This is a genomic window from Psychromonas sp. SR45-3, from assembly GCF_014163575.1.
Taxonomy (GTDB): domain Bacteria; phylum Pseudomonadota; class Gammaproteobacteria; order Enterobacterales; family Psychromonadaceae; genus Psychromonas; species Psychromonas arctica.
In genome coordinates, this window is record NZ_JACJDP010000001.1 from 90,686 (window position 1) to 104,657 (window position 13,972).

General features: G+C 38.6%; 9 protein-coding genes. 6 read left to right on the top strand and 3 right to left on the bottom strand.

Going from position 1 to position 13,972, the window contains the following annotated elements; translation table 11 throughout:
• Positions 1-27: 27 nt before the first annotated feature.
• Complete coding sequence (locus H5084_RS00420) at positions 28-1,035, bottom strand: substrate-binding domain-containing protein (RefSeq protein WP_028868024.1); 1,008 nt, start codon at positions 1,033-1,035, stop codon at positions 28-30.
• A gap of 354 nt (positions 1,036-1,389) precedes the next feature.
• Here H5084_RS00420 and H5084_RS00425 point away from each other — a divergent pair, with 354 nt between their 5' ends.
• Positions 1,390-3,492 (top strand): alpha-galactosidase, encoded by a 2,103-nt coding sequence (locus tag H5084_RS00425; RefSeq protein WP_182689185.1) that lies wholly within the window; start codon positions 1,390-1,392, stop codon positions 3,490-3,492.
• A gap of 177 nt (positions 3,493-3,669) precedes the next feature.
• Positions 3,670-5,100, top strand: a complete 1,431-nt coding sequence (gene pyk / locus H5084_RS00430; RefSeq protein ID WP_028868026.1) for a pyruvate kinase — start codon at positions 3,670-3,672, stop codon at positions 5,098-5,100.
• Between the two features lie 32 nt (positions 5,101-5,132).
• Here the strand turns inward: pyk and H5084_RS00435 are convergent, their stop codons facing one another.
• Both H5084_RS00435 and H5084_RS00440 read right to left on the bottom strand, forming a co-directional pair.
• Complete coding sequence (locus H5084_RS00435) at positions 5,133-6,200, bottom strand: LacI family DNA-binding transcriptional regulator (protein ID WP_182689186.1); 1,068 nt, start codon at positions 6,198-6,200, stop codon at positions 5,133-5,135.
• 254 nt (positions 6,201-6,454) lie between these two features.
• Entirely contained in the window at positions 6,455-8,227 is a 1,773-nt protein-coding gene (locus tag H5084_RS00440; RefSeq protein ID WP_182689187.1) for a solute:sodium symporter family transporter, read from the bottom strand.
• Positions 8,228-8,765: 538 nt separating this feature from the next.
• On the opposite strand from H5084_RS00440, the gene H5084_RS00445 reads away from it, so the two are divergent.
• The 4 genes from H5084_RS00445 (at position 8,766) to H5084_RS00460 (ending at position 13,716) form a co-directional block, all read left to right on the top strand.
• A complete protein-coding gene (locus H5084_RS00445; protein WP_245600374.1) occupies positions 8,766-10,133 on the top strand; it encodes a paraquat-inducible protein A in 1,368 nt (455 codons plus the stop codon).
• Positions 10,123-11,772, top strand: a complete 1,650-nt coding sequence (gene pqiB, locus H5084_RS00450; RefSeq protein ID WP_182689188.1) for an intermembrane transport protein PqiB — start codon at positions 10,123-10,125, stop codon at positions 11,770-11,772. Before H5084_RS00445 ends, pqiB begins: the two co-directional genes overlap by 11 nt.
• Positions 11,772-12,332 carry a membrane integrity-associated transporter subunit PqiC gene (locus H5084_RS00455; protein WP_028868030.1) on the top strand — a complete coding sequence of 187 codons (561 nt, stop codon included), beginning with the start codon at positions 11,772-11,774 and terminating at the stop codon, positions 12,330-12,332. Before pqiB ends, H5084_RS00455 begins: the two co-directional genes overlap by 1 nt.
• A 463-nt stretch (positions 12,333-12,795) precedes the next feature.
• A complete protein-coding gene (locus tag H5084_RS00460; RefSeq protein ID WP_182689189.1) occupies positions 12,796-13,716 on the top strand; it encodes a LysR family transcriptional regulator in 921 nt (306 codons plus the stop codon).
• Positions 13,717-13,972: the final 256 nt, after the last annotated feature.

Genomic DNA, 13,972 nt, shown 5'->3' on the forward strand with positions numbered 1-13,972 from the left:
TTTTCTGCTCACTGCGCTCGATTATATTCACTCTACATCATGTTTGCTAACCGACAAACGCTTCACCAATGTCGGTGAAAAAATACGAGTTTCGGGAGCATATTGTTCTTTTTTAGCAAGTTTAAGTGCCAGTTGTGTCGCTTGTTTAGCCATAATCTCAATGGGATAGTTAATAGTTGTTAATTTAGGGTGAACATAACGAGAAATTAAGCTGTTATCAAAACCTATTAACGATATTTTTTCAGGTACCGCAATATTATTTTCTTCCAGAGCACTGAGTACGCCAGCAGCCATAAAATCGTTGTAAGTTAACACCGCACTAATTGGGATATTTTTAGATAATAATTCGATCATTGCAGATTTACCGCCTTGATCGTTGCTATCTGCAGCAGCAATATATTGCATTGGTGAAGGTAAATTATGGTCCTTCAAAGCCTTTAGATAACCTGCTTGACGTTCCGAAGCATCATCAATTTGATGATTAGAGTTAATATAAGCAATATGCTTATGGCCATTATTAATCAGAAATTCCGTCGCCATATAGGTACCTTGAAAATTGTCAAAGGCAATACAACGCTCTGCAATTTCAGGAATATATCGATTAATCAAGACTAAACCGGGTACTTCTTTGGCAAAGCCAATCAGCTCTTCTGCACTTAATGCTTTAGCATGAATAATAAGTGACTCTCGACAGCTATTAATCAACAGCTCAATCGCTTCGCGTTCACTATCGGCGTCATGGTAACCATTGCCAATTAACAGATGTTTATGATTTTCTCGTGCAACTTGATCAACCGCTTTAATTAAAGTGCCAAAAAAGGGATCTGAAATATCACTCACCAACACGCCAATAGTATTTGAGTTTTGGCTAACCAAAGCGCGTGCGTTGGCGTTAGGACGATAACCTAATTTTTTCATAGCACACTGCACCGCGCTTATTGATGATTTCCCTGCTTTAGGGGAATTATTTATCACCCTTGATACCGTCGCAATGGATACGCCAGCTTCTCTCGCTACATCTTTAATGGTTGCCATTTGATTCTCTTAAAAGAAGTTTATTTAGTTTCATTAGTGTAATCATTATAACGTTATCGATGTTCAAAATCAGAAGATGTTAACGTTTCCAATTTTTTAATTAAAAAGCACAAAAATTAACAGACTCTAATCACATTAACAGATTTTATGTTATGGAGGACTTATCATTCACTTACAAACTAAATACAAAAGCTCAGTGTGTGTTTTCAAAAACAATTGGTTACAAAAAATCTATTGCCCTATATCACATATATCAACTTAAAGGCTGACAAAGCGCTTAAAAAGTGACAATCTAAATCAATGTTTTCGCAAACAACTCAACTTTTAAAATATTCTTTATGCACCGGAGATAAAATGAGCGACATTATTCACCTAACAAGCAAAAGCTGTAGCCTAATAATCAAGGTTGATCGTACTCCTGAGGTGTTACATTGGGGCGCAAAAATAAGTCAGATTGACCCTGATATTATGTTATCTACTGAGCGCCCTATTTCTCAAGCTCGCCTTGACGTCGATGTGCCTTTGTCTTTATGTCCAGAGCTTGGGCGCGGACACTTTAATGCACCAGGTATCGAAGGACATCGCAATAGCCATGATTGGGCACCGGTTTTTGAAGTCATCGAGCAAGTGCTCACAGAGCAATCTGTTACATTCACACTACAAGACAATGTCGCCAAACTACAATTAGATATTGAACTGAAGCTTGATTTTGAAAGTGATGTTGTGCAAAAACGCGTAACCGTCACTAATGTTGGTGAAGGTAAATACCATCTCACCAAGCTTTCTTCTACGTTACCAGTGCCAAACCATGCTAATGAATTAATGACTTTCTATGGTCGCTGGACACGAGAATTCCAAACACATCGTCAATCATTTTCGCACGGTGGTTTCATGCAAGAAAACCGTCGCGGCAGAACCTCTCACGAAAACTTCCCTGGTTTATTTGTGGGCACGGATCACTTTACTGAACAAAATGGACAGGTTTGGGGTTTTCACTTAGGTTGGAGCGGTAATCACCAACTACGTGCTGATGTTAAAAGTGATGGTCGTCGTTTTGTGCAAGCAGGTGAATTACTACTGGCGGGTGAAACCGTTCTCGAACAATCACAAAGCTATACAACACCTTGGTTATACGCAACTTACAGTGCCGACGGTTTAAATGGTATTTCTGAACATTTCCACCACTTTGTACGCAACAACATTTTAAAATTCCCCGTTGATAAACCACGTCCAGTGCATCTTAATACGTGGGAAGGTATCTACTTCGAGCATGATCCTGAATACATAATGAAAATGGCAACTGAAGCGGCAGTAATGGGTGTTGAACGCTTTATTATTGATGATGGCTGGTTTATTGGTCGCGATGATGATCGCACGTCGTTAGGTGATTGGTACCTAGATAAGAATAAATATCCAAATGGTTTAGAACCTGTTATCGAACACGTTAACAATCAAGGCATGGAGTTTGGTCTGTGGGTTGAACCAGAGATGATTAGCCAAGACTCAAATCTTTACCGCGAACACCCTGATTGGGTTTTAGAGCTGAAGGGTTATCATCAACCATCAGGTCGTTGGCAGTATCTGCTGGATCTACAAAATCCAGATTGTTTTAACTATTTATTTGATCGCCTCAATGATCTACTCACTACCTACAATATCTCATACTTAAAATGGGATATGAACCGTGAGTTAGTTCAACCAGGTCACGAAGGAAAACCGGCAGTAAATGGTCAAACCAAAGCATTATATGCATTATTAGATAAATTATTAGCAGCACATAGTGAAGTAGAAATTGAATCTTGTTCATCGGGTGGCGGTCGAATTGACTTTGAAATTCTTAAGCGTACCCATCGTTTTTGGGCATCCGACTGTAACGATGCATTAGAGCGTCAGGCAATCCAACGTGGTATGAGTTATTTCTTTCCTCCAGAAGTAATGGGGTCACATATTGGGCCTGAAGAATGTCATTCAACTAATCGTCGTCACCATATCAATATGCGTGGTATTACCGCACTGGGTGGCCATATGGGTGTTGAATTAGATCCAGTGAAAGTACCTGAAGATGAAAGACAAGCATTCGCTAAATACATCGCATTACATAAACAATACCGTGAATTATTGCACAGTGGGCGCAGTTTCCGTTTAGATACACCCGATAAGCGCCAAAACATCTATGGTGTACAAAATGATCAAGAAATGTTGCTGACTGTTTGTCAGCTAACCATGCCTGATTATGCACTGCCATCACCGCTACTGATTAGCTGTATTGATAAAGATGCACAATACCAAGTGCAGATAGTTGAGATGCCAGAGACTAGTTTCCAGCTGATGAAGCAACGCCCGCAATGGTTAGATAAAACATTAACCTTAAGTGGTGAAAATATTAAAGAAATTGGGCTAACATTACCGATCCTTGATCCTGAATCTGCACTGATACTTTCTTTGAAAAAAATCTAACCCCTCTATATAACGGCCCACTATATCAATAGTGAGTCGTTATAAATTCAAACAATGACTTCAAATTGTAAGATAAATAAGTGAACATGTTTAGTATAATAAACAATCAACACACACTATCTGACATTGAACTGATTAAACGTCATAAAAAAACCCAATATATAATGAGGAACTCACATGACTAGACGTACAAAAATAGTGACAACATTAGGCCCTGCAACGGACCGTGATAATAACTTAGAAAAAATTATCGCCGCTGGTGCCAATATGGTGCGCATGAACTTTTCTCATGGCGAACCAGCAGACCATATAAAACGTGCAAAAGAAGTGCGAGATATTGCTCAACGCTTAGGTATTGAAGTTGCCATTATGGGTGATTTACAAGGTCCTAAAATCCGCGTATCGACCTTTAAAGAAGGTAAAATTCAACTCGCTATCGGTGATAAATTTATATTAGACAGCAATATCGATAAAGGCCAAGGCGATCAACAAGCGGTCGGCTTAGATTACAAAACATTACCACAAGAAGTGGCTGCAGAAGATGTATTGCTGTTAGATGATGGCCGTATCCAACTGATTGTTGAGAAGGTAACGGGTAGCCAAGTACACACCATTGTTTCAATCGGCGGTACTTTATCCAACAATAAAGGCATCAATAAAAAAGGCGGTGGTTTATCTGCTCCAGCTTTAACCCCAAAAGATAAAAAAGATATTATTACAGCAGCTGAGATTGGTTGCGATTACCTCGCGGTGTCTTTTCCTCGTAATGGCGCTGATATTCACTATGCTCGCCAATTGGCAAAAGAAGCAGGTAGTCATGCCAAAATAGTCGCTAAAGTAGAACGTGCTGAAGCAGTGGAAACACAAGAAGCATTAGAAGATATTGTTTTAGCATCTGATGTAGTGATGGTGGCACGTGGAGATCTCGGTGTAGAAATCGGTGATGCACGCTTAGTGGGTGTGCAAAAAAACATGATCCGTACTGCTCGTCGTTTAAATAGAGTGGTGATCACTGCGACGCAGATGATGGAATCAATGATCAGCGCCCCAATGCCTACTCGTGCTGAAGTAATGGATGTTGCTAATGCGGTATTAGATGGTACCGATGCGGTGATGTTATCTGGAGAAACAGCCGCAGGTGAATACCCATTAGAAACCGTGAGAGCAATGAGTGAAGTTTGCTTAGGGGCAGAAAAACATCCAAGTATTAATATATCTAAAAATCGTATGGATTGTACCTTCGATGACCCAACAGAAGCCCTAGCAATGACAGCAATGTTTGCGGCAAACCATACAGTAGGTATCAAAGCTATTATTGCCTTAACTGAGTCAGGTTCGACACCATTATTAATGTCGCGCTTAAGTTCTGGATTACCTATTTTTGCACTGTCTGGTAATACCCAAACACTTAATTACTGTGCTTTGTATCGAGGGGTTACACCAATTAGATTTAATTCCACAGCCACCAATAATAGTGACTATATCCGTAATGCCATTGATACGATAAAAGATGCTAATTATATAAAAACTGGTGACCTGATCTTAATTACGCACGGAGATGATCATTCTGAAGGCTCAACTAATACCTGTAAGATAATCAAAGTCTAAATCACTAAGACCATATATTTCCTTATATATAATTACTCAAGCAGTTGTTCACATTGCTTGAGTAATTTACGTAATACCTGTTTATCGGTCAGATTTTTTTGGTAGATTTGAGTGCTTTTTCGTTCAACGACTTCAGTTACAATAGATTCCTGCTTAAACGCAGCATCCGGTTTCTCAGCCATACTTAACGCCATTAATACACTGCGCTCTCCGATTAATAAAAAATCTTGTCTGATCGTAGTCAGTGGAGGCGAAAAATACGCGCTATCCGCGGTATCATCAAAGCCAATAACCGAGACTTGCTGTGGTACGCTTAAGTTAAACTCATTTAATGCTCTTAATACCCCAAGCGCCATCTGATCACTGCCCACTAACACCGCATCAAAATGAATACCGTCAGTTAATGCATGATGCGTATGTAAATAACCACTGCCAGCTTGCCAATCACCTTCAAATTGGCCAGTAACCTGTACATCATCATGTTCATTAAGTGCATCTAACCACCCTTTTAAACGTTGTTCAGCAGCACTTGAATCATGTGGTCCAGTGATCACTAAAAAACGTTTTCTTTGCAATGAGATCATCAATTCAGCTGCTTTTTTTGCACCTTCATAATTGGCGCCAGATACCGCATTGACTCGGCTATCAAGCGGTACATCAATAAATACAAAATGGATACCCACATAACGCTCGACCAATATTTCCGACTCTTCTTTGCTAAGTGGAATATTCATGATGATAAACTCTACGCGCTGTGACTTTAGCTCATCGATTGCCGCCGTTATTTTATCCAAGGAATGCGTGGAAACAACCGCTAAAGAAGTCCCATAACCTAATTTTTTTGCTTGCTCCCGAATACCATTAGCAATCAGTGAGGCACCATGCAGCAAGATATCAATGGTCACCACACCAATCATATTTGATTTTGCTCGACCTAATATTTGCGCGCCTTTATTGGGAATATAACCAAGCTCTTTAATCGCAGCATTCACTTTGATGCGTGTTTCTTCAGCCACATTAGATGAGCCATTAGTGACACGAGAAACAGTTTGCGTGGATACATTCGCTAGTTTAGCAACGTCTTTAAAAGTTACATTCATAATCTGTTTCCATTTCTGTTAATGTAAATGTGAATACCAAGCACATAATAATAGCCTCACTTCCTTGTTACACCGAACAAACTTTCTAGGAGAGAATAGGGTTTATTTAAGCAAACCTTTATTTTACACACTTAGTAAAAAATAGGTTATTAATCAAATCAAGGTTTTCGATCCTAAACAAATTAGGCCGTTTTACAAACGAAAAAAACAGAGTTAAATAACTCTGCTTTCGGGAAGGAGTAAAATATTATCTGTTATTGAGCAGCCAAGGCTTCCATTTCACGCATGCTTTTATGTTTTGTTTTAATTCTGAAGTACATCCCCACAACAAGAACCAAACCAACGATACCGTAAATAACCATCAAGCCTTTATCACCGGTTACCAGACCAAGGTCAGAGAATACAATGTATGCACCTAATACCATATAAAGAATGATGCCCGACGCTTCAAAGCGGAATGCCCAAGGTGTGATATCAATGTTTTCGTTGATAGGCATGATGTAAGCAGTTTCACGAGGACGCAATTTACCGATAACATACATAATTCCACAACAGATAACGAATAATACCGCTAATTGATGGAAGAAGTGTAATTCCGCAAGCGGTTTAAGCGGACCTAATGAGTCATGGAATTGAGCTGGTGTAAACTGAATAATACCGTAAGCAACAACAAAGAATGCTAGCGAAACTTTTGCAGCGATAGCAGGAACATACTTAGTCAGGTACCCCATAAATACGATAGTAAAGATCGGCACACTAAATAAACCAGCAAGACGTTGTAATAGATCAAATAAACCATTTGGTGCATACATAACAAACGGGGCAATAACCACCGATGAGATTGCAATTAACACACCAAATACACGTCCTTTATGTACTAACTCTAAGTCAGAAAGCTTATTTTCTTTATCAAAGAAAGGCTTATATACATTTAGCGTAAACAGCGTTGTTGATGAGTTCAATACACCGTTAAAAGTAGACAGAATTGCACCAAACATTGCTGCGATGAAGAAACCTACTAATGGCTTAGGCAGTACTTCGCCAACTAAACGTGTGTACATGGTATCGGCTTCAAAGGCTTGTCCAGCAGCATCAGTAGTACCAAACATATGATAAGCAATAATACCTGGGATGATTAAGAATAACGGTGTAATTACTTTAATCGCACCGGCTAAAATAACCCCTTTTTGGCCTTCTTTAAGGTTCTTTGCACCAAGAGCACGCTGGATAATCGCTTGGTCAGTACCCCAGTAATATAAGTTAACAAGTAACAGACCTGTAAACATAGTTGAGAATGGTACGTTGGGATCATCTGATGCACCAACAGCTTGTAATTTATCTGTTGCTTGGGTTGTGATTATTGTAAAGCCATCCATGAAGCTACCGTCGCCGAGGACATAAAGACCAAAGATGGGGATCATCAAACCACCCACAATCAGACCGACACCATTCATACTATCGGCAATAACAACCGCTTTTAAACCACCGTAAATAGCATAGAACAAACCTAAGAATCCGATAATAGCAGAGATAAGTAACACCGACTGGAAGCGGTCAATACCTAGTAGCGCTTCAACATCGAAGATACCACCAATTACCATTGCACCAGCATAAAGCGTGTTAGGTAATAAGTTAATAACGTAACTTAACAGGAAAAGAATCGTGACAAATTTCTTTACCGACATGTCATAACGTGATTCTAAGAAATCAGGAATAGTTGTTATGCCCTGCTTCAGGTAACGCGGCACTAAAAAAAGTGCAATGATGACCAGGGTAATACCTGACGCTACTTCATAACCCATTACTGACATATTGCCTTTATATGCAAGTGCGCTCATGCCAACAAAACTAGTCGCTGAAAGGTTGGTAAGGATTAGTGAGCTTGCAATAAGACCACCTGTTAAACTACGACCACCAAGGAAGTAGCCATCTTTAGAGTCATTTTTATCTGCCTTTACACGAGTCCATGTGACAAAAACCACAAGGCCGGTAAAGAACAAAAATGACAAAAGAATTGTTATTGGCATGATGTTTCTCCGGTTTATTTAAAGTAATAAGGAAGTTTGCGAATGTTTTCGTAAACATTGGTAAATATTAGCAGTGTTCACGACAGAGTCTCTTTTATAAAGGGCATATTGAGAGGTGGGTCACCTTGCCAAATAACATAATGAGATCTAGATAACGATAAAAATGATTGCGTAAACATAAGTGGTTGATATGTGAAATTGCAGTGTAAAAAGAGAGAGATTAGGAATTACCTCTTTGTTGTTACTTTGATAGTTACAAAGTACTTTTAAGGTAAAAAACACGACAAAATGTTTTTGAAAACATAACTTAATGTTATTGGAAATATAATGCTGTGAATTGTCAGGATTAACGCTAAACAGAATAGTTCTGTTATTATGTTGGTTAGATCTTCACCTTTATGTCTAGAATCTGTTCTCCTCACGTCTTACTGATTTTTACGTATGAGAGAGTGACGGGTATATACCCGCCAACAGTTTTAAATTAACCAGTACCAGTTTCAAATTAACCTGTAGCAAAATAAGTGAGCCTATCAATAACGTGACAATAGACATTAACACTACGCCAGTTAATTTAATGATCCCATGTGAGGAGTGCGGATTAGTTGTAGCTGTACCTAAATTACACCAAGCACAGAAAGCCCATTGCCCAAGATGTGCGCATATGCTGACACAAACTATCACTAAACCTCATCAAACAGCGATCGCCTATGCATCGGCCTGTTTACTAATGATGGTGCTAAGCGTTAGTTTCCCATTTATGTCATTTTCAGTGCAGGGATTAACGCAACAAATAACCCTGCTTCATGCTGTGCAAATGCTCGACCAATTTCAAAATTCATTACTCGCCTTGTTGTTATTAGCCACTGTGATTGTATTACCGACCCTGTACATCAGTTCAATGCTGTATCTGTATTTTATGGCGGCCAAAAATAAGCCTAACCTCGTTGTAAAATCATCGCAAAAGCATATTAAGCGACTCTGTAAACTGTTGCTAAAAATAGAGCCGTGGTTGATGGTTGATGTATTTTTATTGGGTGTATTAGTCAGCCTTATAAAAATTTCGTCACTGGCAGATATTAGCCTCGGTTATTCATTTTTTGCATTTTGCATCTATACCGTATTGGTTGTTAAGTGCGTTTCTTTAGTTGATAAAAGTTGGCTCTGGGAACAATTTATTCCTTCGATACAGTTCAAAAAAGATTATCAAGGTGATACTCATCATTCCAACACCCATCTTAACTGCCATGTATGCCACCAGATAAATCCTCAACCAATAACCAATAATCACACCTGCATTCGTTGTGACAGCCCAATACATCCCTTTAATATGCAAGCAAACCTGCAAAAGGTATGGGCACTATTATTCACAGCCATTATTTTTTATTTACCCGCGAACCTATACCCGATAATGTACACGGTTAGCCTAGGTTCAAGCAGTCCATCGACTATTTTGGAAGGCGTTATTGTATTGTGGCAATTAGGCTCTTACCCGATCGCTGCAGTTATCTTTGTTGCCAGTGTCTTTATCCCCTTAGTAAAAATATTTGCGCTTTGCTGGCTTTTCATCAGCGCAAAAAAAATGCACTCGTCGCCTGATAAAGATGCACTTAAAAAACTAAAGGTGTATCGAATAACCGAATTTATTGGTCGCTGGTCTATGATAGATGTTTTTGTGGTGGCAATATTAGTTGCACTGGTGCAATTACAAAGCCTAATGGCGATTTATCCCGGACCCGCTGCACTTTCATTTGCTATTGTGGTTATATTTACCATGCTCTCGGCGATGTTATTTGATTCGAGAATGCTTTGGCCTGATAGCAGCAATAAAAACCTAAAAGTGCACAGCAAAATAGATAGTTCCTCTCACTTAACCAATAATGCAAAAGAGATAAAAAATGACGGGTAATAGTACTCAGACAGAAGCTAATATAAAGAAACAAAACCAAATATCAGCGATATGGATTCTGCCATTAGTTGCACTGGTCATTGCACTATGGATGCTATTTCAATTTATTAATAATAAAGGCCCAGAAATCACTATTATCATGCCCACTGCAGAAGGCATTAATATTGGAAAAACTGAGATAAAATCCTTAAATGTAAAAGTAGGTATGGTGACCGATATCACGCTCAGTGAAACCTATGATTATATAAAAATAAAAGCTCAAATGAATAAAAATACCGATCGAATGCTTAATGATACAACGCAATTTTGGGTCGTCAAACCGAGGGTTGGTAGTGCGGGTATTTCAGGTTTAGAGACTATTTTATCCGGTGCTTATATTCAGATTCAACCCGGTGAATCTACGACCAGCAAACTCAATTTCACTGCTTTAGAGTTACCTCCTATTACCCCTCTTAGTAGTAAAGGGATACGAGTCTTATTAAGCCATGATCAAGCAGGAAAACTACACATAGGGGATCCAGTCAGCTATCAAGGTTTTACCGTCGGGCGCGTAGAAAAAACATCTTTTGATTTAGCAGAAAAAAAAGCCCTGTATCAACTGTTCATTTTTGAACCCTATGATGGTTTACTTCTTTCCGGCTCACAGTTTTGGCTCACCTCAGGTATTGATGTAAAACTGAATGCCGATGGTTTTAATGTGCAAGTCGACTCTTTACAAAGCCTACTATCCGGTGGTGTGACTTTTGGTCTTCCTGCGGGAGAAGATGTTGGACAACCCTTTGACGATGAATTAGTTAAACTGCCTCTCTTTGATAATTATGAACAAGTTAAAGAAGGACTTTATAAACAATACGTTAAGTTTATTATGGAATTTGATGAAAGCATTCGAGGTTTGACTGCAGGTGCTCCCGTAGAGTATCGAGGTATACGTATCGGCACCGTATTAGAAGCGCCCTATGATGTCGCCTTTTCTGAAAATAATGCATCATCAAACAAAATTCAGATTTTAGTAAAACTCGAACTAGGTAGGCTGTTTGATAAAGGTAGCAACATTTCTTTAAATACGTTCCAACAAGCCTTTAAGCAACACTTTAAAAATGGCTTAAAAGGGAAACTAGAAACAGGTAATTTATTAACCGGTGCTTTATTTGTTGATACTGAATTTGATGCACCTGAGCCAAACTTCAAGATGACTGAAGTTGGTAAATACAATGTATTCCCAACAAAAAAAGGGGAATTTGCAATGGTGCAACAGCAACTTTCATCATTATTTAACAAGGTCAATGATCTACCTTTAAATGATGCCGTCGAGTCGATGGCGCGCTCAATGAACTCTTTAGATAAAGCCTTAGTGTCAGCCAATACTACCATCAAAAACTTAAATGGTTTGGTTTCTGAAGAAGCAACTCAAAACCTACCGGCAGATATTCAAACTAGTTTAAAACAGCTACAAAAAACATTAGATGGGTTCAGTCCGAACTCAGTAATGTACAATGATTTAGAGCAAACAATGAAAAAGTTTGAGCAAGTCATGTCTGAATTACAGCCTGTTTTGAAACAAATTAATGATAAACCAAATTCACTTATATTTGGCACAGACACCGTACAAGATCCGATCCCAGCGAAGAGAGTAAATTAATGAAAATATGGCTTACGTTATTCACCCTCTTTATTGCTGGGTGTAGCAATAATCAAATACAACAAGATTCATTGTTTTTACTACCAGTGAATAGCGCTGCAGTCGTCGCCTCTAAAAGTGCACCGATTGTAGTAGTTAAAACAAATTTGGATGAGTATTTAGATCAAGTTGGTTTAGTGTATAGGGTCTCTGATACCGAAGTAATATTAGCCAAACATAATCGCTGGGCACAAAAGATATCGACGCAAATTAATCAACAAATGATACTTAATCTACGGGCGAAACAAAGCGCTTACTGGCCAGTGCAATTAAACGCAGCAATGGTTTTGAATAATCAACCGCAATTACACCTCTCTCTCTCTAGATTCAATGGCGTATATACCGGTAATGCTGAATTAAGTGGCGAGTGGTTACTGATTAATTCACAGGGCAAGGTTATTCAAAGTGACAATTTCGAAATAATCAAACCGCTAAAAAGTGAAGGTTATCAACAATTGGTGATTGCACTTGCAGAAGGTTTAGATGAATTGGCATCGCTGATTGCACAACAAATAAATTAATAGCTCACTGTTATAAGTTCACAGGGTTTCCAAAGTAACATAACCATCAAATATTCAAAGCCAGTGATTACTGGCTGTCATTGCTAATCACTCACCACCCTATAGCGTAGATTATCGGTAGCTTCATGGATAATGCCTGACACATTCGACAAATCATAATGAGAATGGTAATGATACCTTTTACTATTTAAAAGTTAAAAGTAAGCCGCTATAATCGATACTAATCCCATTAAGTATGCGAATAAATATTGGGCATAGATGACGTCAAAGAATGATTTCCTTTACAAAATTTCTATCGTAAATAGTGAATTATTTCAAGTAACTGGAATAAAAAGTTGAGCTGAAAAATGGATATAGGCTATAGGTTATAGGTTATAGGTACCGTTTTAATTTTTTATCAATAAACTAATCACGCTAACTAAGTGAACTATCAATTTAAGCGAACTATCAATTTAAGTGAATTATGAATTTAAACCAAGTCGACCTCAACTTACTGTTGCTTTTAAAACAGCTTCTTCAGGAAAAACACGTCACTAATACGGCATTAACACTTAATATGAGTCAATCGTCGGTGAGTCGAGCATTGCATAAACTGCGTAAGCTGTTCTCTGATCCATTATTAGTAAAATCCAGTAATGGTTATGCGTTAACACCTAAGGCAGAAACCATTAAACGTGATTTAAATACGGTACTTACTAGCTTAGAAAAATTGATCGATGGCAATGAGTTTTTCCCATCAAGCAGTGATAAAACTATTCGTATTTTTGGATTAGCTCCGCAAATGGATATATTGCTACCGAAATTAGTTAATATACTTAGAGATAGAGCTCCACAGATGACGCTCGATGTGGATACGGTATCCAAACCACACTTTGCAGGCCTGATCTCCGGTGCGCATCATTTTATTATTACTAGCCAAGAGCCACCCGCTGCTGACCAAGACTTATATCGTCAACATTATTTAGAACGTGACTTTCGTTTAATTATGTCTGCTAACCATCCCTTAGCAGCAGCTCCTCTTGATGCAGAAAAATTACGCAATTGCCAATTTGGACAAGTTTCACTGCAGGGAGACAAAAAATTATCCATAGAACCACGCTTTAAAGCTTTAGGTATAACAGGCGACAATGGCAAAATAGCGACCCCTGTGCGTCTTAATAATTTCTCATCCGCTGCTTCCATCGCAGCCAACTCTGATATTATTTTTCACCTGCCAACGGACTACGCTGTACAGGCTGCAAAGTCTCACAACATAATTTGTAGAGAAGTCCCAACAAATCTACAACATCCTACCAAGCGACTCTATTTATACTGGCACAAACGCTATCATCAAGATCCTATGTGTGTGTGGTTTCGTTCAATCATTACCGAGGTGAGCAACTAGAAAAGAAGGAATGATAAAAAATTCGTTAGCGGAAAACTTATTAGCAAACTACAAACTAAGCGACGAATATTCAGAGGATCCATGCCACAGCACGCATGGCAATTTAAATTATCCCACAACTCCTAAGTGACACAACTACCATTGACTAAGTGACAAATCGAGCATTCACAATCTGCATAACTGCTATCCAGAAAATGAATATGAGAATGATTGCTTTTAACATCACCATGAAGTCTAATGATAACCATTATCGAAA